General features: G+C 70.0%; 18 protein-coding genes. 12 read left to right on the top strand and 6 right to left on the bottom strand.

Annotated features, from left to right (window positions below; genetic code table 11):
- The first annotated feature begins 418 nt into the window (after positions 1–418).
- The 3 genes from ACFY3D_RS34945 to ACFY3D_RS34935 all read left to right on the top strand — a co-directional run bounded on the left by ACFY3D_RS34945 (position 419) and on the right by ACFY3D_RS34935 (position 4,903).
- Positions 419–1,783, top strand: coding sequence for a lectin (locus ACFY3D_RS34945; protein WP_389987820.1), 1,365 nt, complete (start codon positions 419–421; stop codon positions 1,781–1,783).
- A 164-nt stretch (positions 1,784–1,947) separates the two neighbouring features.
- Entirely contained in the window at positions 1,948–4,335 is a 2,388-nt protein-coding gene (locus ACFY3D_RS34940) for a ricin-type beta-trefoil lectin domain protein (protein WP_389987817.1), read from the top strand.
- A gap of 184 nt (positions 4,336–4,519) precedes the next feature.
- Entirely contained in the window at positions 4,520–4,903 is a 384-nt protein-coding gene (locus ACFY3D_RS34935) for a hypothetical protein (protein WP_389987814.1), read from the top strand.
- An 8-nt stretch (positions 4,904–4,911) separates the two neighbouring features.
- Here the strand turns inward: ACFY3D_RS34935 and ACFY3D_RS34930 are convergent, their stop codons facing one another.
- Positions 4,912–5,682: a FadR/GntR family transcriptional regulator gene (locus ACFY3D_RS34930; protein ID WP_362907302.1), complete on the bottom strand. Its 771-nt coding sequence runs from the start codon at positions 5,680–5,682 to the stop codon at positions 4,912–4,914.
- A 140-nt stretch (positions 5,683–5,822) separates the two neighbouring features.
- Between ACFY3D_RS34930 and ACFY3D_RS34925 the strand changes: the two genes are divergently transcribed.
- From ACFY3D_RS34925 to ACFY3D_RS34905, 5 genes are all read left to right on the top strand, one after another.
- Positions 5,823–7,097: an ABC transporter substrate-binding protein gene (locus ACFY3D_RS34925; RefSeq protein ID WP_389987811.1), complete on the top strand. Its 1,275-nt coding sequence runs from the start codon at positions 5,823–5,825 to the stop codon at positions 7,095–7,097.
- A gap of 175 nt (positions 7,098–7,272) precedes the next feature.
- The gene (locus tag ACFY3D_RS34920) at positions 7,273–8,100 is read left to right on the top strand and encodes a sugar ABC transporter permease (protein WP_350946305.1); all 828 of its coding nucleotides are present in this window, start codon (positions 7,273–7,275) and stop codon (positions 8,098–8,100) included.
- Positions 8,100–8,927, top strand: a complete 828-nt coding sequence (locus ACFY3D_RS34915) for a carbohydrate ABC transporter permease (RefSeq protein ID WP_350946306.1) — start codon at positions 8,100–8,102, stop codon at positions 8,925–8,927. The genes ACFY3D_RS34920 and ACFY3D_RS34915 overlap by 1 nt, the downstream gene beginning before the upstream one ends.
- Positions 8,928–8,952: 25 nt before the next feature.
- Complete coding sequence (locus ACFY3D_RS34910) at positions 8,953–10,146, top strand: mandelate racemase/muconate lactonizing enzyme family protein (RefSeq protein WP_389987808.1); 1,194 nt, start codon at positions 8,953–8,955, stop codon at positions 10,144–10,146.
- A gap of 80 nt (positions 10,147–10,226) precedes the next feature.
- On the top strand, positions 10,227–12,590 hold the full coding sequence (locus tag ACFY3D_RS34905) for an NEW3 domain-containing protein (protein WP_389987805.1): 2,364 nt from the start codon (positions 10,227–10,229) through the stop codon (positions 12,588–12,590).
- Between the two features lie 161 nt (positions 12,591–12,751).
- Here the strand turns inward: ACFY3D_RS34905 and larE are convergent, their stop codons facing one another.
- Genes larE through ACFY3D_RS34880 form a run of 5 tightly spaced genes read right to left on the bottom strand, consistent with a single transcriptional unit; the run spans position 12,752 to position 17,630 of the window.
- The gene (gene larE, locus ACFY3D_RS34900; protein ID WP_389987802.1) at positions 12,752–13,594 is read right to left on the bottom strand and encodes an ATP-dependent sacrificial sulfur transferase LarE; all 843 of its coding nucleotides are present in this window, start codon (positions 13,592–13,594) and stop codon (positions 12,752–12,754) included.
- A 49-nt stretch (positions 13,595–13,643) separates the two neighbouring features.
- Positions 13,644–14,813 carry a nickel pincer cofactor biosynthesis protein LarC gene (gene larC / locus ACFY3D_RS34895; protein ID WP_389987799.1) on the bottom strand — a complete coding sequence of 390 codons (1,170 nt, stop codon included), beginning with the start codon at positions 14,811–14,813 and terminating at the stop codon, positions 13,644–13,646.
- Positions 14,810–15,556 carry a nickel pincer cofactor biosynthesis protein LarB gene (gene larB / locus ACFY3D_RS34890; protein ID WP_389987796.1) on the bottom strand — a complete coding sequence of 249 codons (747 nt, stop codon included), beginning with the start codon at positions 15,554–15,556 and terminating at the stop codon, positions 14,810–14,812. Before larB ends, larC begins: the two co-directional genes overlap by 4 nt.
- Positions 15,553–16,833: a nickel-dependent lactate racemase gene (larA, locus tag ACFY3D_RS34885; RefSeq protein ID WP_350946312.1), complete on the bottom strand. Its 1,281-nt coding sequence runs from the start codon at positions 16,831–16,833 to the stop codon at positions 15,553–15,555. The genes larB and larA overlap by 4 nt, the downstream gene beginning before the upstream one ends.
- On the bottom strand, positions 16,830–17,630 hold the full coding sequence (locus ACFY3D_RS34880; RefSeq protein WP_389987792.1) for a FadR/GntR family transcriptional regulator: 801 nt from the start codon (positions 17,628–17,630) through the stop codon (positions 16,830–16,832). The genes larA and ACFY3D_RS34880 overlap by 4 nt, the downstream gene beginning before the upstream one ends.
- Before the next feature lie 307 nt (positions 17,631–17,937).
- Between ACFY3D_RS34880 and ACFY3D_RS34875 the strand changes: the two genes are divergently transcribed.
- The 4 genes from ACFY3D_RS34875 to ACFY3D_RS34860 all read left to right on the top strand — a co-directional run bounded on the left by ACFY3D_RS34875 (position 17,938) and on the right by ACFY3D_RS34860 (position 22,962).
- Positions 17,938–19,251, top strand: a complete 1,314-nt coding sequence (locus ACFY3D_RS34875; protein WP_389987789.1) for an enolase C-terminal domain-like protein — start codon at positions 17,938–17,940, stop codon at positions 19,249–19,251.
- A 106-nt stretch (positions 19,252–19,357) separates the two neighbouring features.
- Positions 19,358–20,431: a sugar ABC transporter substrate-binding protein gene (locus tag ACFY3D_RS34870; RefSeq protein WP_389987786.1), complete on the top strand. Its 1,074-nt coding sequence runs from the start codon at positions 19,358–19,360 to the stop codon at positions 20,429–20,431.
- Positions 20,421–21,947 carry a sugar ABC transporter ATP-binding protein gene (locus ACFY3D_RS34865; RefSeq protein WP_389987783.1) on the top strand — a complete coding sequence of 509 codons (1,527 nt, stop codon included), beginning with the start codon at positions 20,421–20,423 and terminating at the stop codon, positions 21,945–21,947. Before ACFY3D_RS34870 ends, ACFY3D_RS34865 begins: the two co-directional genes overlap by 11 nt.
- The gene (locus ACFY3D_RS34860; protein WP_350946317.1) at positions 21,931–22,962 is read left to right on the top strand and encodes an ABC transporter permease; all 1,032 of its coding nucleotides are present in this window, start codon (positions 21,931–21,933) and stop codon (positions 22,960–22,962) included. The genes ACFY3D_RS34865 and ACFY3D_RS34860 overlap by 17 nt, the downstream gene beginning before the upstream one ends.
- The last annotated feature ends 111 nt before the right edge of the window (positions 22,963–23,073 follow it).

The following is a 23,073-nucleotide window of genomic DNA, read 5'->3' as shown; positions in this document are numbered from 1 at the left end:
AACCCCAACTCTGACAAAGGAACCCCTGTGAGGAGTCAGAAATAAGTGGGCTTAAGGTCTTGACGCGACTCAGCGTGAGGAACGTAATTAGTAGCTAAGTCTCCGGGACGCCTCCTGTCGGAGGGCCCCCCTTTGGCCGGACCACATCTGGAGCGGAGGGGAAGCCACCGGAGACAAGGACGGACATCGCCGTCCATGACGGCAACGCGAACGGTCCCGACCACCTCGGACCGGGACGCGGTTGTTCGGCGACACCTGCAAGAACCGGCCAGGCGTGCTGTTCGGCGCGGGCGAAAACAAAAACGGCGTCGAGCCGCCACACCGGCCGGCTGAAACTCCTCACCCCCCACATGAAGGAGAAGCAAGTGGTCTGCCCACCAAGACATGCCGATATTCGAACCGCAGGGGAGGTCACCTGATGGCGAAGCGGAGATCCCTCTTCGGAGCGATCGCGGTCGCGGCCCTCCTCGTCGTGTCCACGGCACATGCCGCACTGAGCAGCTCCAGCGCCACCGCGTCGTCGTCGGCGGGGGCCCGCGCCCTCGCGCCGACCGCCGGGTGCGGCAAGGCCCCGGGGCTGAACAACGGTACGCAGACGATCCAGAGCGGCGGCAAGACCCGCTCCTTCATCCTGAGACTCCCCGACAACTACAACAACAACACCCCCTACCGGTTGTTCTTCGGATTCCACTGGCGGGGCGGCACCATGAACGACGTCGACTCCGGCGGCACCAGCGGTTACCCGTGGTCCTTCTACGGCATGCGGCAGATGTCGAACAACAACGCGATCTTCGTCGCGCCCCAGGGCATCGGCAACGGCTGGGCCAACTCCGGCAACGAGGACGTGGTCCTCGTCGACGACCTGATCAGGCGGATCGACGCGGCCCTGTGCGTCGACACCTCGCAGCGCTTCGCCATGGGCTTCAGCTACGGCGGCGGTATGAGCTACTCGCTCGCCTGCAGCCGGGCGAACGTCTTCCGCGCGGTCGCGGTCTACGCCGGCGCCCAGCTCAGCGGATGCAGCGACGGCAGCCAGCCCATCGCGTACATGGGACTGCACGGCATCACCGACAACGTCCTCAACATCTCCCAGGGCCGGTCACTGCGTGACAGGTTCGTCAGGAACAACGGCTGCACCCCCCAGAACCCGCCGGAGCCGGGCTCTGGCAGCAGGACGCACATCACCACCACCTACTCGGGCTGCCGCGCGGGCTACCCGGTCGTGTGGGCCGCCTTCGACAACGGCCACATGCCGGGTCCGGTGGACGGGACCTACGCCGAGAGCGGCATCACGACCTGGACCAAGGGCGAGGTGTGGAGGTTCTTCTCGCAGTTCGGTAGCGACCCCAACCCCAACCCGACCCCGAACCCGACTCCGACCGCGAACCCGGGAACGCAGACGAGCCCGCTCCGGGGCACGGCCTCGGGCAAGTGCCTCGACGTGACCGGCGCCTCCCAGGCCAACGGCGCTCTGGCGCAGATCTGGGACTGCAACGGCCAGAGCAACCAGCAGTGGACGTCGAACGGCGCGAACGAGCTGCGGGTCTACGGCAACAAGTGCCTGGACGTGAGCAACCAGAGCACCGCCGACGGCGCCGCGGTGCAGATCTGGGACTGCAACGGCCAGAACAACCAGAAGTGGCGCCTCAACCCCGACGGCAGCATCACCGCCCTCGGCTCGAACAAGTGCCTGGACGTGCCCAACAACGCCACGGCCAACGGCACCAAGCTCGTCATCTGGTCCTGCAACGGCGGAGGCAACCAGCGCTGGACCCGGATCTGATCCTCCTGCCGGACCATCTCTGAGACACCTTCGGGAATCCCCCGCCGGGAAGAACGACCCTCCCGGCGGGGGATTCCGCCCACGGCGGGGCACCTTCGCGTGCCCGCCGGGGGAGAGCGGCACGCCGACCGCTCTCCCACCACCCCCCCACGTAAGGAAGTGCCGTGTTCGAACTCTCGTACTCCGCGATACGGAGACTGATGCTGGCCGGAGCGGCCGCGATCGGATTGACCGCCGCGGCCGCCCTGGTGGCGCCGGTCTCCCCCGCCCTCGCGGCCACCACGACCCTCTACGCCTCCCCCTCCGGCAGCGGCGGCAGCTGCTCCAGCGCCCAGCCGTGCTCGTTGCCGGCCGCGCAGACCGCGGTGCGGGCACTCACCGGCGCGATGTCCGGCGACATCGTCGTGGAACTGGCCGACGGGGTATACCGGCTCTCCGCGCCACTACGGTTCACCGCCGCCGACTCCGGTAACAACGGATACCAGGTGATATGGCGGGCCGCCCCGTCGGCGCGCCCCGTGATCAGCGGCGCGAGGGCGGTCACCGGCTGGTCGCTCGCCGATTCAGGGAAGAACATCTGGCGGGCCAACGTCGGCACCGGGGTCGACAGCCGGCAGCTCTACGTCAACGGTGCCATCGCCACACGCGCGCGTACCACCGTGAACCGGTCGGACTTCACCGCCAACAGCAGCGGCCTCTCCTTCACCAACGGCGCCCTGAGCTATCTGAACAACCTCGCCAACAAGAACCAGGTCGAGATGGAGAGCGTCGGCTCGTTCACCGACCGGTACGTGAGGGTGCAGAACATCACCGGGAACTTCATCACGATGCAGCAGCCCGGCTGGAGCAACAACAACTTCGGATACGACACCTTCACCAGCCCGCACCGGGCGGGTCCGCTCTACCTGGCCAACGCCTACGAGTTCCTCGACTCACCGGGCGAGTGGCACCTCAACCCCGGGACCGGCCAGCTCTCCTACATCCCGCTCGCCGGGCAGAACATGAGCAACGTCAGCGTGGAGCTGCCGACGCTGCAGTCCCTGGTGAACGTCGGGGGCACCTATGACGCGCCCGCCCACCACATCTCGTTCACCGGAATCACCTTCACCGGCACGACCTGGATGGGCCCCAGCGGCAACCAGGGCTACGTGGACCAGCAGACCGGCGTCTACATGGCCGGCAACTGGAACTGGCCGGCCTTCTCCTCCTGCCACAACGGCTGCCCGCAGTTCGAGGCCACCCGGCCGAACTGGTACCAGATGCCCGCCGCAGTGCAGGTGTCGGCCGCCAACAACATCACCTTCAGCGACTCGCAGTTCTTCAACCTCGGCCAGACGGCCGTGGGCATCGGCAACGACGCCAACGGCCACACCAGCGGTGTCGGCCTGGGCGCGAGCAACATCACCGTCACCCGGTCCGAGATCGCCCGCACCTCGGCCGGCGGCATCGTGGTCGGCGGCGTGCGCGCCGACGCGCACCACCCCGGCGACCAGCGGATGGTGAACCGGAACATCACCGTCAGCAACAACCGCATCCACGACCTCGGCGTGGAGTACCGGGGCATCGTGTCGGTCCTGACCACCTACGTCAACACCGCCACCGTCTCCAACAACGAGGTCTACAACATGCCGTACACCGGCATGTCGATCGGGTACGGCTGGGGCGCCAACGACGCCGGCGGCAGTGAGCACTACGCCGGTCGCGGCCTGTACAACTACCAGCCGAGGTACACCACGGCCACCACCGCGTCCAACAACCGGCTCACCGGCAACTACGTGCACGACGTCATGCAGCAGATGAACGACGGCGGATGCATCTACACGCTGTCGGCGAACCCGAACGCGGTGATCAGCGACAACTACTGCCTGCGGACCAACGGCTACTTCGGGCTCTACTTCGACGAGGGCTCGCGCTACTACACCGCTCGCAACAACGTCTTCTCCTCCACCGGCACCTGGGCCACCGCCAACTACTGGTACGCCGAGAACATGGGGAACTTCACCGTCACCAACAACTGGGCGACCAACAACAGCACCAACGTGACCAACGGCGACCGGGGCAACGTCGTCAACGGCAACGTCACGGTCACCAACGGCAACTGGCCCTCGGGAGCCCAGGCCGTGATGGCGGCCGCCGGCCCCCAGACGAGCGGTAACCCGCAGCAGAGCGCGCAGATCGTCGGGGCCCAGTCGAACCGCTGCGTCGACGTCACCGGCAACAGCACCGCCAACGGGGCCCAGGCACATCTCTGGGACTGTGGCAGCGCCACCAGCCAGCGTTGGACCCACACCGCGGGCAAGCAGCTGCAGGTGTACGCCAACAAGTGCCTGGACGCCTACGGCCAGGGAACCGCCAACGGCACCCAGGTGGTGATCTGGGACTGCAACAGCGGCACCAACCAGCAGTGGAACGTCAACGCCAACGGCACCATCACGGGCGTGCAGTCAGGGCTGTGCCTGGACGCGCCCAGCAACGGCACCGCCAACGGCACCAAGCTCAACCTCTGGGCCTGCAACGGCGGCGCCAACCAGCGCTGGAGCCTGCGCAACTGATCCAGCCGTCTCATGTCTTCGCCGGGGCGGCCCACCGCCCCGGCGAAAGCCGTCACCCGCCCCCGGCCGGGCGGGGGCGGACGGCCCCACCCGTCCGGGACGCTCCGGGGGCAGTCGAGGGCACTGCCGCCGGAACGCGGGTCCCCATCCCGCCCACACCACCGAACACGAGGGAAAGCACCACATGAGCACGCCGGGCGACATCGACGACCTCCTGCGGTATCTGGAACGCGAAGGTCTCGTCCTTCATCTCGGCATCGGTGACGCCACCGTCTGGTTCGCCGCCGAGTTCCGCGAGCGCATGATCGCCGAACGGCTCGCGATGCTGCCCGACGAGCCCCTGGTGAGCGTCGCCACGGCCGCCGCGGTGCTCAACGTCCCGCACTCCCACGTCATCGCCGAGGTGCGCGCCGCGACCCTCGCCGGCCACGACAACGGCCGGCAGATCCGGGTGCGGCGCGAGTCCCTGGTACGGCGCGTCACCGCCCTGGGCCTGACCGGGCCGGCTCCTTCCACCGAGTCCTCGGACCTCCCCGGCGACCCCGCGCGAGGGAACGCGTGTCCATAGGCCGGCCCTCAGCGCTCCAGGCGTACGGGATCGCCCGGCCCGCCGCGACGAACGAGCCAGGCTTCGGTGATGTGCGTGAACATCGCCCCGGCGGCGCCGCCGGGGTCGTGGGCGGCGATGTGCTCGTAAATACGGCGATGACCGAGGTTGGACGCCACGCACAGTGCCCGCTGGGGCTGGCCCATGTAGCGGGCGGTGTTGATGACCTGACTCTCCAGTGCCCGCACCACGCCGCGGGCGATGCGGTTTCCGGACGCCTGCATGATCGTGTCGTGGAAGGCGCGGTCGTGGTCGGCGTAGGTGACATGATCGTCCACGAGCTCGTCCATCCGGTCCACCAGCGCACGCAGCCGATCGATGGTGTCCTGGTCCGCGAGGCGAGCGGCGAGGTTCGCCATGTCGGACTCCAGCACGCGCCGCGTGACGACGAGGTCGTCGAGGATCGCCAGGCTCTCGTCCTCGGCGATGGTCGCCGCGAGGACGAGTTCGTCGAGCATGTCCCACATCGTCGGCGAGGTGACTATGGTGCCGCTGCCCTGGCGGACCTGCACCAGCCCCTTCTCCTGAAGGATCTTCACCGCCTCGCGGATGACGGTCCGGCTCACCGAGAAGGTCTCGCAGAGGACCGGCTCGGCGGGCAGCGGTGTGCCGGGCGGATGCGCTCCGCGAACGATGCGCTCCACCAGCTCCGCCGTGACCGCCCTGGCGAGGTTCGCCGGCCGTCGCACCCACGCCGGAGGGGACGCCAAGCTCAGGGGCGACTCCTGTGATGCCGTCATATCTCCTCCGGTGCCGCGGGCGGCGCCACATTTCAACATCAGTATATGTCACGCATATTGACGTCAGACGTCATACGAATTACGTTTCGCCTCAAACGAAGGCCGGGTGAGCCCGGCCACCCTCTGGAGAGTGAACAGCAATGAAGCAGCGAGCACTCTGGTCGGCCGTCCTGGCCGCGGGGCTGGTCTTGACCGGCTGCGGAAGCGCCACGCGACCCACGTCGTCGCCGAGCGAGTCCGGCAAGGTCACGAAACTCGTGGTCTGGGACTGGAAATCGGGTGAGGCGTCCGCCGCCAACTACATCCAGAAGGCGAAGGCCGACTTCGCCAAGAAGCATCCGGACGTCACGGTCGAGTTCGTGGCCCAGCCCTTCGACCAGTACTACACCCTGCTGGGCTCGGCGATCCAGTCCAGCGCGGGGCCCGACGTCATGCTCTTCAACGGAGGCGGCCAGATCCGCGACCGCGTGGACGCGCTCCTTCCGCTCGACCAGTACGTGGCCGAGGACAAGCAGCGCCTGGCGGGCTGGGACGCGTTCAGCGAGGCAGGCAAGATCTACGCCGCGCCGTTGACGTTGCAGGGCCACCCGATCTACTACAACAAGACGCTGTACGAGAAGGCGGGACTCGACCCGGCGAACCCCGCCACCACCTGGGACAAGTTCCTCGACGACTGCGCCGCCATCAAGAAGGCGACCGGGGCCAAGTGCTTCGCGCTCGGCAACAAGGAGGGCGCCGGCATCCAATTCTTCATGTCGGGCCTCGGCTCGGGCATCCTGACGGCACAGGAGTACGACGACTGGATCGCCGGGAAGCGCGTCTGGGACTCCCCCAACGTGAAGAAGATCTTCAAGCTGTGGAAGGACACCGGCGACGCGAAGCTGAACAACGACGGGGCCAACTCGACCGCGATGTTCAACGACGCCTTCACGATCTTCAACTCCGGTAAGGCCGCCCACATCATCGGCCTGATGTCCGACATCGGGCACTGGAAGGACTTCAGCGAGTTCCTGGGGGCCGACAAGCTCGGCGTCATGCCCGCTCCGGTCGTCACCGACGGGGTGACCCCGAGCCTCGCCTACGACGGTGGCATCGGCTACGGCGTCGCGAAGTGGGCGAAGGACCCCAAGCTCGCCGCCGACCTGGTGCGGTCGCTGACCACCACCGACGCCCTCACCTCCTTCTACTCCGACGCCGGCGCGATCGCGTCCGACACCACGATCGACGTCTCGCAGGCCCCCGCGGCCGTCGGCACGCTCGTCTCCCAGCTCAAGGAAGGCAAGCCCGCGCTGCATGTCGCGCTGTCCTCCAAGACCCTGGACCTGATGGGAAGGCTTTCCCAGCAGCTCCTGAGCGGCTCGGCGACCGTCGACGAGGTAGTGGAGCAGCTGGCCGCCTCGGATCGGGCGAGCTGATCTCGTGCCGGTCAGAGATTCGTCGCCGTCTGCCCGCCCGGTCGGTTCCGGGCGGGCAGGCGGTGCGGGCGGAACGAGGGAAGCAGAGCAGCGGGCACGCCGCGCCGACGCCGGGATCGTTTCCCTGCCGCCCTCCCGCTCGTTGCGCTCCGAGCGCCTCGCGCCTTACGTTCTGGTGGCTCCGGCCCTACTGATCATCGTGGCCCTGCGGCTGTGGCCGCTGTTGCTGGGCGTCAACTTCTCCTTCACCGGCGACGGTGAGCGCAACGGGGCGATGGTCGGCTTCGACAACTACCTGGAGATGTTCCAGGACGCGACGTTCCAGAGCGCGCTGCGCAACGTGCTGCTGCTGGTGCTGCTGCTTCCCGTCGCGGTGGCCATCCCCGGGCTGCTCGCGACGTTCATCTACCTGCGCGTTCCCGGGCATCGGGTCTTCCGCAGCGTCTACTTCTTCCCGGCCGTGCTCTCCCCGGTGATCGTCGGTGCGATCTTCAACCTGATGCTCGCCTTCGACGGCCCGCTGAACTCCATCCTCGCGACGATCGGCCTCGGCCCGGTCGACTGGCTCGGCGATCCGGATGTCGCCATGTTCGCGGTGGTCGGCGTGCAGATCTGGGCGACGTTCGGGATGGCCCTGGTGGTGTTCCTCGCCGGATTCGCCACCCTGGACTCCGCGCTCCTGGACGCGGCCAGGATGGACGGCGCGTCGCTCCCGCAGACCATCTGGCACGTGATCATCCCGGGCCTGACCCGCACCATTCAGTTCGTCTTCGTGACCACGATGATCGGGATGCTGACATCCATGTTCGGCCTGCTGTACGTCATGACCAGCGGCGGCCCGGAGGGGTCCACCTACCTGCCGGAGTACTACGTCTGGATCCAGCAGGGACAGATGAACCGCCCGGCGCTCGCCTCGGCCGCGTCGACGGTCCTCTTCCTCATCATGCTCGTGGTGGGGCTCCTGCAGATCAGCGTGCTCCGCCGCGCGGGGAGGCAGGACTGATGCTCGGCAAGAGACTGATCAGGTGGGTGCTCGCCGTTCCGATGGCGCTCCTCGCGCTGGCGACGATCTACCCCCTCGTGTTCACCGTCAACGTCGCCCTGAAGACCCGGCGTGAGTACGTCCTCGACCGCTTCGCCCTGACGACCTCCCTGCAGTGGGAGAACATCGTCACGGCGTGGACCAGTGTCGGCATGGCACGATACTTCGCCAACTCGCTCATCGTGGTGACGATCTCGGTGGTCCTGCTGCTCCTCTTCGGGTCGATGGCGGGCTTCGCGCTGAGCCAGCTGCGGTTTCGCGGTTCCAAGGTGCTTTTCCTCGGCTGTCTCGCGGCGCTGCTCATCCCGTTTCAGGTGATCATGGTGCCGCTCGCGCGGGTCATGGCCGACAGCGGCCTCATCGACACCTACCCGGGGTTGATCCTCGCCTACGTCGCGCAGTTCCTGCCGTTCACCATCTTCCTGATGACGAGTTACTACAAGACCATCCCGGCGGAGATCGTCGACGCGGCGAGGATCGACGGGAACACCACGTACGGCGTCTACCGGCGGATCATGCTGCCCATGGGCACTCCGGCGCTGCTGTCGGTCGGCATTCTCAACACGCTGTTCTGCTGGAACGACGTGCTCATCGCCCTGCTGATGATGCCGTCGGCCGACCACCGCACCCTCATGGTCGGGGTCACCTCGCTGCGTGGACAGTACTCCGACAACATCCCCACCTTCGCCTCCGGGGTGCTGATCGCCGCCGTCCCCATGTTGATGATCTATCTCTTTCTCCAGCGCCAGATCGCCGACGGGGTCACCGCCGGTTCCACGAAGGGCTGACATGCGTATTTCGGGGTATCGCACTTTGACGACGGTCCAGGAATGGGACCGTCCTGTCGGTGATTCCAACGGCCTCTACGCCGACGGCGTCGTTCCGGTGTCCATCGTCATGGTGGACACCGACGAGGGGATCACCGGTGTCGGCATCGGACCTCACGTGGAGATCGACGGCGTCTTCGCCGCCATCGAGGGCGAGGACCCGCGCGGCGTGGCGGCGCTGTACGACCGCATGCTGCGGCAGACCTTCAAGGCGGGCCACGCGGGCGCGGTGTTCGGGACCATCGGCGCCATGGACACCGCCCTGTGGGACATCAAGGCGAAGATCGCCGGCGAACCGCTCTGGCGTCTGCTGGGCGGGCGCGACAGGCGGGTCCCCGCCTACGCCTCCGGCCTGGACATCGGCCTGACCGACGACGAGCTCGTCTCGGCCTACGAGGTCTACGCCCGGTACGGCCTGCGGGCCGCCAAGCTCAAGGGCGGCCTCGACATCGAGCGGGACAGGCACCGCCTGACGCTGGTGCAGGAGGTCCTGACCGAGGCCGGGCACGGAAGGCGGCCGGGCCTGATGCTCGACGTGAACGAGTCGTGGTCGCGCAAACAGGCGATCCGGCACGTCTGCGAGCTGGAGCGCACCCTGGATCTCACCTGGATCGAGGAGCCCGTCCGGCGGTGGGACGCCGAGGGCCATGCCACCGTCGGCAGGGGGATCCGCGCGTCGGTCGCCACCGGGGAGAACCTCACCGGACTTGAGCAGTATCGCCCGCTGCTGGCCGCGGGAGCCGTCGACATCGTCCAGACGGCCGCGGTCTGGGGTGTCTCCCATTTCCTGCGGGTGTCGGCCCTGGCTCACGCCCACGATCTGCCGGTCAGCCCGATCGGCAACATCCCGATCGGCCTGCTGCACGCCGCGACCTCGGTGCCGAACCACATCGCCAGCGAGTTGCAGGACCTGCGTCCGCCACTGGGGGTGTCCGTCGACCTGCACGTCGAGGACGGCGCGTTCCACCTCGGGGACTCTCCCGGCCTGGGCGTCACGGTCGACGAGGACGTCATCAGAGGGTTCACCCACCGGCCGGGCACCCTGACGGCCGACGGCCCCGGCGTCCGCCCCGAGCAGGCCGGACGCCGGCTGCTCTCGGTGACCGATCACGATCAGGTCGCGCAGCAGCGCCTGCTCGCCCCCCTGGCCGTGGACCTGCGCGACCGAACGCCGAGGTAGCCCCTCACCGTTCGACACCGACGGTCCACGCCGTGTCCCCGGGCCGGATGAGCGTCCCGGGCCGGAAGAAAGGAACGCGCGTGCGTTCGTCGTTCGTGCCACACAGACGCGCCTCGGCCCCGGCGGAGACCTCACGGGCCGGCCACACGATCGTGGTCGCGCCCACCGGGGCCGAGAACGCCGACGACGGCGGCCCCGGCACTGCGGCGCGGCCACTGGCGACCCTGTGGGAGGCACGGCGGCGGGCGCGCGAGGCGGCGGCCGAGGGCGACCGCGACGTCGTCGTCCTGCTCCTGGACGGGATCCACCGCCTGCTCTCGCCGCTGCGCCTGGACGCCGCCGACTCCGGGCGCGGCGGGCACACCGTGACCTGGAGGGCGGCGCGCGGGGCCAGGCCCGTACTGAGCGGCGCCCGGCCCGTCACCGGCTGGGAACCCGACGACCCCGACGACACCGACACGGGCGTCTACCGGGCCCGGGTCGGCACCGGATTCGACACCCGGCAGCTCTACGTCGACGGGGTCCTCGCGCGCCGCGCGCGGATCAGGCTGGCACCCGGCGACATCACGCCGACCGCGACCGGTTTCACCGTCGACAACCCCGACCTCGCCTACCTGGCCACCCTGCCCGACCAGGGGCGCATCGAACTGCAGGCGATGCTGACGTTCACCAACCGGTTCGCGCCGCTGCGGAGCGTCTCCGGATCGACGGTCGTCATGCAACAGCCGGCCTGGGACAACAACACCTACGGCTACGACACCGTCCAGGCTCCGTTCCGCACCCCGACGTTCTTCCTGCTCAACTCCAGGAGTTTCCTGACCGAGCCCGGCGAGTGGTATCTGGACCCGGCGACGGGGACGCTCTACTACAAACCGCTCCCGGGGCAGGACGTCTCGCGCGCGCGGGTGGAGCTGCCGCGGCTGGAATCGCTGCTCCAGGTCGGCGGCACCTACGACGAGCCCGCCCGCAACCTGCGATTCGAGGGCCTCACCTTCACCGGCACCACGTGGCTGCGTCCCGGTTCGTCCGACGGGTACGCCAACCAGCAGACCGGCGTGTTCATCAGCGGCGTCCAGCCCCGCCGACCGGCCGACGCGTTCACCTCGTGCTCCGTCGGCTGCACGGGGCTTGAGGCGTCTCGTAACGACTGGGCACAGGCGCCCGCGGCGGTGCAGGTGTCGGCGGCCGACGACATCGGGTTCCTCGACAGCACCTTCGTCAACCTCGGTTCCGTCGGGCTCGGCATCGGCAACGACGCGGGCGCCCATGCCACCGGCGTGGGGCTGGGCGCGCACCGGGTCTCGGTGGTGGGGAGCACGTTCACCGCGAGTGCCGGCGGCGGGATCGTGGTCGGCGGCGTGCGCCCCGACGCGCACCATCCGTCCGACCCCCGTATGGTCAACAGCGACATCGTGCTCAGCGACAACCGCGTCCACGCGACCGCGCTCGAATACCTGGACCAGGCCGCGATTCTCGCCACCTACGTCACGCGGCTGACCATCGAGCACAACCACGTCTCCGAGATGCCCTACATCGGCATCGGCGTCGGTTACGGCTGGGGCGCCAACGACGTGGGAGGCAGCCCCGACTACGTCGATCGCGGGCTTTACCGCTTCCAGCCGGTCCACGACACGCCCACGACTCTGAGTGACGTCCACATCGTGGGCAACCACGTGCGCGACGTCGTGCGGACGATGTACGCCGCCGGCTGCATCTACGCGCTCTCGGCGATACCCCGCGGCCGCGTCGAGGAGAACTTCTGCGAGAACAGCGGCCAGTACGGCCTGTACTTCGACGAGGGTGCCCGGTACCTGAGCGTGCGCCGCAACGTGTTCGCCGACACCGCGGAGCAGTGGGCGCACGCCAACAACGGCGTCGCCAACCACACCGGTGATCTCACCCTGATCGGGAACTACACCACCAACCCCGCCGTCACCGGCATCGCCGACGGCGACCGTGGCAACGTCGTCCGCGGCAACGTCGTCGTCACCGACGGCAACCTCCCGATCGAGGCCAGCCGGGTGATCTACGAGGCGGGTCCCGCCGGGCCGTACCGCGGCGCCCCCGACCCGCGGCGTCCCCCGGCCGGCGCCTTCCTGTCCGCCGATCCGGTCACCGTGGGGGCCGGTGGTCCGACGATCGTCACCGTCACGGTGGAGAACCTGGGCGAGCGTCCGGCCACCGGCCTGGCCGTCTCGATCGCCGCCTTGCGGGGCTGGAGGGCCGAACGCGCCGGCGAACCGGTGAGAGACGTGCTCGCCCCCGGCGACTCGGCCACCGAGACCTGGAAGGTCACGGCACCCGAGTCGTTCGCGTCCCCGGCCGATCGCGCGCAGATCAAGGCGTCGGTGATGTTCCGAGCGGGTGAGACCGAGTACGTCCTGAACAGATCGCTCACGCTGACCGCGCCCGTCCCGTCACGAGGAGACGGAACGCCGGCCTGACGTCCCGGAGGCCGACGCGCCAAGCCTCTGGGACATCAGGCCGATCCAAGGATCGATGGCTCACCCTCGGCAGGCCCGGGTCCGGTGAACCCGGGACCGCCGTGGTGCTTTTCCTGTCGAGGCCACGCGAGCGACCTCGCGCGCGGGGTCCGCGCGACCGCTCAGGGGCGAAGCGGCTCGATGTTCAGGACTCCGGAGCGGAAGACCGCCACGTCGACCTGGGCGCCGTGGAAGCCCGCCTCGCGTACGGCGGGGACCAGGCCCGGCAGGCTTGAGGCCCGGGGCAGCAGGTCGGCGTCCAGTTCCACCCGCGCCCGGTCGCCGAGGTCGCGCACCCGCAGGTCGGTGACCGTCAGGCCGGCTCCGGCCAGCAGGCGGCGCACCGCCCGCTCGGCCGTCTCGACGCGGTGCAGCCTGGCCGGTGTCACCTCCACGCCGTAGGCCACCCGGCTGGCCAGGCAGGGCGCGGCCGGCTTGTCCCAGACGGTCAGGTCCCACGCCTTGCAGGCCCGCCGTACCTCGGCCTTGGTCAGACCGGCGTCCCGCAGCGGGGCGAGCACCCCGCGCTCGTCGGCGGCCCTGATCCCCGGCCGGAACGGGTCGGCGGCGTCGTCGGCGTTGGTGCCGGTGGCGACGTGCGCGAAGCCGTGGTCGGCCGCCACCCGGCCGATCACGTCGAGCACCTCCGACTTGCAGAAGTAGCAGCGGTCGCGGCCGTTCGCCCGGTAGCCGGGGTTCGCCGTCTCGGCGGTGCCGGGCAGCAGGTGCCGTACGCCGAGCGAGAGCGCGAACCGCCGTGCCGCGTCGAGTTCCTCGGCCGCCAGGCTGTCGGAGACCGCCGTCACCGCCAGGACTCTGTCGGCGACTCTGCCGGACCCTACCGAGCGGACCGCCGCCGCCAGCACCAGCGCGGAGTCGACCCCGCCGGAGAAGGCGACGGCGAGCGAGGGCAGGGCCGCCAGCCGGTCGAGCAGCGTGGCGATCTTGGCGTCGAGGGCCGTCATCGTGTTCCTTTCCGCGTGGTGACCTCCGCCTTGAGGTGCGGTGAGGAGGTCAACCTGGGCTCTCGTGCGTGGCGGGCCGCTCGTGGGCCAGTCGCAGCGCCCTGGCGGCCGTCTCGCGCAGGGACAGGCCGAGGGCGGCCGAGGCCGCGGCCACGTCGTCGTGTTCGGGTTTGGCCGAGTGGGGTCCGTGCTTGACCCGTACGCGATGGCCCTCCAGGTCGACCTCGGTGATGTGCCGGGGCAGGGCCGTGCGCTCGACCGCGACCTCGCGCACGCCGAGCGCGCCGGTCTCGGCGAGGATCAGTTCGCGCAGGGCGGGGAGGGCGGGACGGCGGCACAGCAGGTGCAGTACGTGCGCCGGTCGCCCCTTCTTCATGGTGGCCGGGGTGGCCCAGGCGTCCAGGGCGCCGGCGTCGAGGGCCCGCGCGATCGTGTGCCCGAGCACCTCGCCGGTGACGTCGTCCAGGTTGGTCTCCAGGACGACGAGGGGTTCGGTGCCGCTGTCCCGGACGGGCTCGGCGACGGTGACGGCGACGATGTTGGGGCGGTCGGGAAGTTTCCTGGTGCCCGCGCCGTAGCCGGTCGCCACCGGGGTCATCGCCGGCGGCGGGGTGTATCGCGCTCGCATGGCGCGCAGCAGCGCCGCTCCCGTGGGGGTCACGGTCTCGCCCGGCAGGTCGCTGCCGGTCACCAGCGCCCCTCGCAGCAGGGCGGCGGTCGCGGGAGCCGGTACGGGCAGTACGCCGTGGCGGGTGGTCACCGTGCCGGTGCCCAGCGGGATCGGGGCGCAGTGCACGGTGTCGACGCCGAGCAGGTGCAGCGCGGCGGCCACGCCGACGATGTCCACGAGCGCGTCGTGGCCGCCCAGCTCGTGCAGGTGCACCTGGCCGGGGTCGGTGCCGTGGATACGGCCCTCCGCCTCCGCGATCGCCCGCAGCGCGTCGCCGGCGAGGGCGGCGACCGGTCCGGGCCGGGCGGCCCCGGCCATCGCGATCAGTTCGGCGGCCCGTCGCTCGGTCGCCGTGTCGGTGACCGTGACCCGTACCCGGGTCGCCGCCAGGCCGTGGCTGAGGGCCCGCTCGGCGGTCAGCTCCCAGCCGGTGAGGCCGGTCGATCCCACCGCCGCGCGGATGCCCTCCAGCGGCGCCCCGGCGTCGATGAGCGCCGCCAGCAGCATGTCGCCGGCGAGCCCTGTGAACGGGTTGACCCAGCAGATCACGGCCGTCCCCCGGGCCGCGCCGCCTCCGCGCCGGCCGGGGTGGGCGGGGGTGGTGAGAGGGTGCGGCGGGTGCGGCGGGTGGCTGTGTGGGCGAGGCGGTGGGCCGCCATGGCGGCGCCGAAGCCGGAGTCGATGTTGACGACGGTGAGGCCCGCGGCGCACGAGGACAGCATCGCCAGCAGGGCGGTGACGCCCTCCAGGGCCGCGCCGTACCCGACGGAGGTGGGCACGGCGATCACCGGCGCCGCCACGAGACCTCCGACGGCGCTGGCGAGCGCGCCTTCCATGCCCGCCACGACGATCACCGCGTCGGCCGCGCGGAGCCGCTCGGTCTCGGCGAGCAGCCGGTGGATGCCCGCGACGCCCACGTCGCGGATCACGGTGACGGCGAGGCCGAGCGCCCGGGCCACGGCCGCGGCCTCGGCCGCCACCGGCCCGTCGGAGGTGCCCGCCGTGACGACCGCGACCGCGAAGGTTCCGGGTGCGGCCGGCCGCCATGCCAGCAGCCGCGCGGCCGGGTCGTGGGACCCGCCGGGCACGGCCGCGAGGACGGTCCGGGCGTCGGCCTCCTCGACCCGGGTGGCCAGCACCGGGCCGGTGTTGCGGGCGAGCAGGGCGGACGCGATCGCGGCGATCTCCCCGGCGGTCTTGCCGGGCCCGTAGACCACCTCAGGCGTCCCCTGGCGGGCCTCCCGGTCCACGTCGACCCGGGCGAACCCCAGGTCCACCACGCGCTCGCTCACGCCCGGCCGCCGGCCAGGTACGGGATGGTCTGCGGCCCCTCGGGGAGCACGCACACCCGGGCGCCGGGGCCGGCGGCGGCCAGCGCCTGGATCACCGTGGCCTCGATGTCGTCGGTCTGCTCCAGGTGGGCGGTCGCCAGGTCGGCGTCGCCGAGGTAGGAGGTGTGCATCACCACCCGGGCGCCGGCCTGGATGCGTGCCTGGATCTGCACCTGCCACTGGTCGGGGACGGTCACCGGCCTGGCGGCGATCGCGTCGAGCAGCGCCTGCGGGGAGGGCTCGGAGGCGAGCACCTCGCGGTAGGAGCCGTGGTCGGGGAAGCCGTCGCGGCACTCGGCCGCGCAGACGATCACGCCACCCGGCCTGACCACCTGGAACGCCGCCGACATGCCCTTGACCGCCTGGTAGAGGTTCTGGTCGAGGGGGTAGCCGGAGTTGGTGGTGACCACCACGTCGAAGGGTGCCTCGACCTCCCGCATCGCGACCCGGCGGGCGGCGGCGGTGGCGGCGGCGTGCATGGGCAGGATGTCGCCGCCGAACGCCGCCGCGATGTCCTTGTCCCGGTTGAGGATCACGTCGAGGGCGAAGGTCACCCCGGTGGCCTCGGCGATCGCCCGCACGTCGTCGTGCACGGGGTTGCCCTCGATCACCCCCCAGGTTGCCCGGGGGTCGCCGATGCGCGCGGCGTCGTGCAGGGTGAGGACGGTCTCCAGCGCGGCCAGGCCGGGGGCGACGAGTTTGGGGCCGCCGGAGAAGCCCGCGAAGAAGTGAGGTTCCACGAAACCGGTGGTGATCCGCACGTCGGCCTCGACCCAGGCGGTGTTCAGCCACACCGGTACGTCCTTGCCGAAGCGGCCGAGGTAGGTGAGCGAGCCGGGGTCGCGGGCGTCGTGGTTGACGATCCGCACGGAGTCCACGACCGCGTCGCCGAACATCGCGCGCAGTTCGGCCTCGGTGTTGCCGCGGTGGGTGCCGGTCGCCACCAGGATGGTCACGTCGTCGAGGTCGACGACGCCGTCGAGTTCGTCGAGGATCGCCGGGATCATCAGGTGCCGCGGCTGGGGACGGGTGCCGTCACAGGCCGAGATGGCGACGGTCTGTCCCGGCCGTACCCTCTCGCGCAGCGGCGGCCCGGCCACCGGATCGCGCAGGGCCGCCCGCAGCACGCCCATCTGGTCGGGCGCGGCCTCGTGGTGTACGGGGGTGACCACCGTGGTGGCCGTGTCCGGCAGCTCGACCGTGAGGCCGGTCTCCCCGTAGGCCAGGCGTATCTTCACCGTGTCTCCCTCGTCTCCGTCTCCCCCGTGTCTCCCCCGAGATCCTGCCAGAGCCCGTCGGCGACGCCGCTGCCGGGCGGTGCCTGATCACCGTCGGCCTCGCTCGGGGAGTTCTCGACGTCTTCGAGCACCGAGCGGATCCACGTCTCGGTCGTGCCGATGTGCATCAGCGCCGCCGCCTGGGCGAGCGTCGCGTCGCCGGCGGCGAGGGCGTTGTAGATCGCCTCGTGCTCGGCGACGGTCTTGTGCGAGCTGCCGGCCTCGACCGTGCCGCGCCACACCCGCATCCGCAGGGTGTGGCCGGAGATCCCGTCGAGCAGGGTGGAGAGCGTCTCGTTGCCTGTCGCCCGCACCACGGCGCGGTGGAAGGCGGCGTCGTGGTGGATCAGCTTCTCCACGTCGTCGCTCGCCTCGCGCATCGCGGCCAGGTGCTCGCCGATCTCGGCGAGCTGGGCGGCGGAGATCCTGGACGCGGCCAGTGCGGTCGCCGCGGGCTCCAGCATCCGCCGCACCTGGACGATCTCCAGCAGGGTGTCGTCGCGCAGCAGCTCGACGGCGAGTCCCAGCCCTTCCAGCAGCAGCCTCGGCTCCAGGCTGGTGACGTAGGTGCCGTCGCCGCGCCGCACGTCGAGCACCCTGGCCACGACGAGTGCCTTGACCGCCTCGCGCAACGGGTTGCGGGAGACGCCGAGCTGGGCGGCGAGCTGGTGTTCCGGGGGAAGCCGCGACCCCGGGGGCAGCTCCCCCGACTGGACGAGCGCCCGGATGCGGGAGATCGCCTCGTCGGTCAGGGACACGGGCGCGACCTCCGGTCGTGGAGTCGCTCGATCGATACGCAGGTCACCGCCGGAACATAACAGACATCCCATGTTCACGCGAGAGCCGGATTCCCGGGGAGCAGACATGGGCTACATGACGCGCGATAAGACACCAAATATCGGACTTTTGTGCAACGTTCACGGTATTTCGCCGGAAGGTCTAGACACATCGCGTCAGGAGGATTACAAAGACATCCCATGTCCATGTGGTGAAGATCTCTTCATCTTCCGGAAACATCCACTGGAGGTAGACCTTCGTGCGCACGCATCACCGGAGCGGGACCCCGTGACGGAGCTGATCACCGCGGTCGAGGCCCACGACATCCGCTTCCCCACCTCTCGGCACCTCGACGGTTCCGACGCCATGAACCCCGAGCCCGACTACTCCGCCGCCTACGTGATCGTGCGGACCGACGGCGGGCAGGAGGGGCACGCGCTCGCCTTCACCGTCGGGCGCGGCAACGAGATCGCCGTCGCCGCCGTGGAGTCGCTGGCGCCGCTGGTCACCGGACGGCCGGTCTCCGAGGTGCTCGGCGATCTCGGCGGGGTGTCGCGCCGGCTCACCGGCGACAGCCAGCTGCGCTGGCTCGGCCCGGAGAAGGGCGTCATCCACATGGCGGCCGGGGCCGTGCTCAACGCTCTGTGGGACCTTCGGGCGCGCAGGGAGGGCAAGCCGCTGTGGCGGCTGCTGGCGGAACTGTCCCCCGAGGAGATCGTCGACGTCGTCGACTTCCGCTACCTGGAGGACGCGCTCACCCGCGAGGAGGCGCTGGCCATCCTGCGCGCCGCCGAGCCCGGCCGCGCCGAGCGCCAGGCACGCCTGCTCGCCGAGGGTTACCCGGCCTACACCACCACCCCCGGCTGGCTCGGCTACACCGACGACAAGCTGGTCCGGCTGTCCAAGGAGGCGGTCGCCGACGGGTTCGGTCTGATCAAGCTGAAGGTCGGCGCCGACCCCGCCGAGGACGTCCGGCGCGTACGCCTGGCACGCGAGGCGGTCGGCCCCGAGGTGCGCATCGCCGTGGACGCCAACCAGGCCTGGAGCGTCGGCCAGGCGATCGAGCGGATGGCCGCCCTCGCCGAGTTCGACCTGTACTGGATCGAGGAGCCCACCTCCCCCGACGACGTGCTCGGCCACGCCGCCATCCGTGAGCGGGTCGCGCCCGTCAGGGTCGCCACCGGCGAGCACGGCCACAACCGGGTGATGTTCAAGCAGTTCCTGCAGGCGGGCGCGATCGACATCCTGCAGCTCGACGCGGCCAGGGTCGCCGGGGTCAACGAGAACATCGCCATCCTGCTGCTCGCCGCCAAGTTCGGGGTGCCGGTGTGCCCGCACGCGGGCGGCGTCGGTCTGTGCGAGATGGTCCAGCACCTGTCGATGTTCGACTACGTGGCCGTCAGCGGCGCCATCGGGGACCGCGTCATCGAGTACATCGACCATCTTCACGAGCACTTCACCGACCCGGTGGTGATCAAAGAGGGCCGATATGTCGTCCCCGTCAAGCCGGGCGGGGGCGCCGAGATGCGTCCGGCCTCCCGCGCCGAGTACGCCTACCCGCACGGCCCCCAGTGGGCAGCCGACGCCACGGGGGTGGCGTGATGGGTGCCTTCGACGATTCCACGGCTTCGGCCACCGGCACCAACCTGGTCGCGGACGACGACATGGACGAACTCCGTCCGCGACCCAGCACAGGAAAGGAACAACCATGAGACGAGGATTCGCTCTGGGAACGGCCATCGCCCTCGCGGTCGGTCTGACCAGCGCGTGCGGGGGCGACGCGGACTCAGGCACGACAGCCACCGCCCCGGCAGATAGCAAGCCGGTCGTCGGGGTGGACTACCCCCGCTCCGACACCGACTTCTGGAACTCCTTCATCAAGTACGTCCCCCAGTTCGGCGCCGAGAACGGCCTCGACCTGAAGACCTCCAACTCGCAGAACGACATCGCCAAGCTCACCTCCAACGTGCAGAGCCTCGTCAGCCAGGGCGTCAAGGGCCTGGTGCTCGCGCCGCAGGACACCGCGGCCGTGGCCCCCACCCTCCAGCAGCTCACCGCCAAGAAGATCCCCGTCGTCATGGTCGACACCCGCCCCGAGCAGGGTGACGCCTACATGGTGGTGCGTGCCGACAACCGGGCCTACGGGGAGAAGGCGTGCAAGTTCCTCGGCGAGAAGCTGTCGGGCAAGGGCAAGGTCGTGATGCTCCAGGGCGACCTCGCCTCCATCAACGGCCGCGACCGCACCGAGGCGTTCAACGACTGTATGAAGGCCGACTACCCCGGCATCACGGTGTTCGGTGAGGCCACCAACTGGGACGGCGCCATCGCCTCGCAGAAGCTCCAGACGCAGCTCACCGCCAACCCCGACATCAAGGGCGTCTACATGCAGTCGAGCTTCGCCCTGGCGGGCACCCTCCAGCTGCTCAAGCAGCGCAACCTGCTCGTCCCCCCGAGCGACCCCAAGCACGTCTTCGTCGTCTCCAACGACGGCATCCCCCAGGAGCTGAAGGAGATCGCCGCCGGCAACATCGACGCGACCGTCTCACAGCCGGCCGACCAGTACGCCAAGTACGCGCTGGAGTACACCAAGGCCGCCATCGAGGGCAAGACCTTCCAGCCCGGCCCGACCGACCACGACAGCACCATCATCCAGGTGCGACCCGGCCTGCTGGAGGACCAGCTGTCGGCACCCCTGGTCACCGCCGACGGCGGCACCTACGGAGACGTCCCGAGTGTCAAGTCGGACGACGCCTCGCTATGGGGCAACAACCTTGGCGGCTGACCAGACGACCACACCCCTCGTCGAGGCGGTTGGCGTCACCAAGAGGTACGGCGAGACCGTCGCGCTCGACCGTGCCGGGATTCGGATCATGCCCGGCCGGACCCACGCGCTGGTCGGCCGTAACGGGGCCGGGAAGTCCACCCTGGTCTCGATCCTCACCGGGCTCCAGTCCCCCGACGAGGGCGAGGTACGGTTCGGCGGCGAACCCGCCCCGCGCCTCGCCGACCGTGACGCCTGGCGGCAGCGGGTGGCCTGCGTCTACCAGAAGTCCACGATCATCCCCGAGCTGACCGTGGCGGAGAACCTCTACCTGAACCGTCATGACCTGAACAGGTTCGGGCTGGTCCGCTGGGACGCGCTGCGGCGCAAGGCGGCCGCGCTGCTCGCCACCTGGTCGGTGGACGTCGACGTGCGCCTGCCGGCCGGCGAGCTGGACGTCGAGCAGCGGCAGTTCGTGGAGATCGCCCGTGCGCTGTCCTTCGGCGCCCGGTTCATCATCCTGGACGAACCGACCGCCCAGCTCGACGCCGCCGCCATCGCCCGGTTGTTCACCCGCATCCGCGCCCTGCAGGAACAGGGGGTGACCTTCCTGTTCATCAGCCACCACCTGCAGGAGATCTACGAGATCTGCGACACGGTCACGGTCTTCCGCGACGCCAAGCACATCCTGACCACCACGGTGGCCGACCTGACGCACACCGAACTGGTGGCGGCGATGGCGGGAGAGGCGACCGGCCTGACCACGGCATCGCCCAGGGCGGCGGTGCCCGCCGACGCCGGTGTCGCGCTCGACGTGCGCGATCTGTCCTACGGCGACGCCTACCGGGAGATCGGCTTCCGGGTCCGGGCCGGCGAGATCGTCGGCCTGGCCGGCGCGGCCGGCAGCGGCCGGACCGAACTGGCCGAGACCGTCGCCGGGCTGCGCGCGGCCGATTCGGGCACGATCGAGATCGCCGGACGCCGTCCCCGTCCCGGCAGCGTGCCCGACGCGCTCGCCGCGGGTGTCGGCTTCGTCCCCCGTGACCGGCATCACCAGGGGTTCGTCGCGATGATGTCGATCGCCGACAACGCCACCATGACCGTCCCCGAACAGCTCGGCGAGGCCGGTCTGATCAGCGGCAGGCGGCGCGACCGGCTCGCCAAAGTCTTGATCGACAACTTGGCGATCAAGACTCCCGGCCCCGACCTGCCCGTGATGGGCCTGTCGGGCGGCAACCAGCAGAAGGTCGTGATGGCCAGGGCGCTCGCCTCCGACCCCCGGGTGCTCGTGCTGATCACCCCCACCGCGGGGGTGGACGTGAAGTCCAAGGAGTTCCTGCTCGGCAAGGTCGAGGAGACCGCCGAGAAAGGGAGCGGTGTGGTGATCGCCTCCGACGAACTCGACGACCTGCGGCTGTGCGACCGGCTGCTGGTGATGTTCCAGGGCCGTCTCGTCGCGGAGATGGCCTCCGGATGGCACGACCACGACGTGGTGGCGGCCATGGAAGGAGTCCGGCTCGATGCCCTCGACGCCTGAGAAAACCCGCACGCCCGCGCCGGAGAGCGCCGCCCCCCAGCGGGAACGCCCCCGGGTGCGGCTCGCCAGGCTGCGCGACCTCGCGCTGATCCCCGCGATCATCGTGATCGCCGTTGTCGGCCAGATCGTTCACCCGATCTTCCTGCAGGGCGACAACCTGATCAACATCCTGCAGACCATGTCGGAGATCTCGCTGCTGGTCATGGCGCAGACGCTCGTCCTGGTCGCCGGCAAGATGGACCTCTCGCTGGAGTCGACGTTCGGTCTCGCGCCGGGCGTGGCCGCCTGGCTGACCGTCGCGGTCGGCTCGGGCGCCGGGCTCGGCGTGCTGTCGGGCGCCTGGTCGATCCCGATCACCCTCGCCGTCGGTGTGCTGATCGGCGCGATCAACGCCCTGCTCATCGTGCGGTTCGGGCTCAACGGCTTCATCGTCACCCTCGGCATGCTGATCGTGCTGCGCGGCCTGCTCACCGGCATCTCCGGCGGCCAGACCTTCTTCAACCTGCCGCCGTCGATGCTCTACCTCGGCTCGGCCCTGTGGTTCGGGGTGCCCGCCTCGATCTGGCTGTGCCTGCTGTTGTTCGCCGTCGGCATCGTGCTGCTCGGCTTCACCCGCTACGGCCGCGCCCTGTACGCCCTCGGCGGGAACGTGGACGCGGCCAAGGCGGCCGGCATCCGCACCGACCGGGTGCTGTGGACCGCCCTGGTGGGTGCCAGCCTGCTCGCCGCGCTCGGAGGTCTGCTGCTGTCGGGGCGCCTCGCCTCGGTGGCCGCCGCGCAGGGCGACGGCGCCATCTTCACCGTGTTCGCCGCGGCCGTGATCGGCGGCGTCAGCCTCAACGGCGGCAAGGGCACGATGTTCGGCGCCTTCACCGGCATCCTCCTGCTCTACATGATCCAGAACGTCCTCACCCTGGCCGGCGTGCCGGCCCAGTGGATCCAGGCTCTCAACGGCGCCATCATCCTCATCGCCCTCATCCTCTCCCGTCTCACGGGAGGCAAAGTCCAGGACTAGTTCGTCTCAGGTACCTCTTTCCCGTTCCTCCGCCATGGCGCCCTTCCGGGCGCCATACCCCCTGACCGATTGGAACGAAATGTCCGAGCACCCCCTGACACGCAGACGACT

Source organism: Streptosporangium sp. NPDC000509 (assembly GCF_042898365.1).
Taxonomy (GTDB): Bacteria; Actinomycetota; Actinomycetes; order Streptosporangiales; family Streptosporangiaceae; genus Streptosporangium.
The sequence above is the reverse complement of the archived record's forward strand: the minus strand, read 5'-3'. Positions and strand labels throughout refer to the sequence as shown.

Bases quoted from the DNA above. Each gene is read 5' to 3' on its own strand.
- ACFY3D_RS34860 (WP_350946317.1), top strand. From the start codon at position 21,931: ATGCCCTCGACGCCTGAGAAAACCCGCACGCCCGCGCCGGAGAGCGCC.
- ACFY3D_RS34925 (WP_389987811.1), top strand. From the start codon at position 5,823: ATGAAGCAGCGAGCACTCTGGTCGGCCGTCCTGGCCGCGGGGCTGGTC.
- ACFY3D_RS34930 (WP_362907302.1), bottom strand. From the start codon at position 5,682: ATGACGGCATCACAGGAGTCGCCCCTGAGCTTGGCGTCCCCTCCGGCG.
- larE (WP_389987802.1), bottom strand. From the start codon at position 13,594: ATGACGGCCCTCGACGCCAAGATCGCCACGCTGCTCGACCGGCTGGCG.
- ACFY3D_RS34935 (WP_389987814.1), top strand. From the start codon at position 4,520: ATGAGCACGCCGGGCGACATCGACGACCTCCTGCGGTATCTGGAACGC.
- ACFY3D_RS34945 (WP_389987820.1), top strand. From the start codon at position 419: ATGGCGAAGCGGAGATCCCTCTTCGGAGCGATCGCGGTCGCGGCCCTC.
- ACFY3D_RS34915 (WP_350946306.1), top strand. From the start codon at position 8,100: ATGCTCGGCAAGAGACTGATCAGGTGGGTGCTCGCCGTTCCGATGGCG.
- ACFY3D_RS34870 (WP_389987786.1), top strand. From the start codon at position 19,358: ATGAGACGAGGATTCGCTCTGGGAACGGCCATCGCCCTCGCGGTCGGT.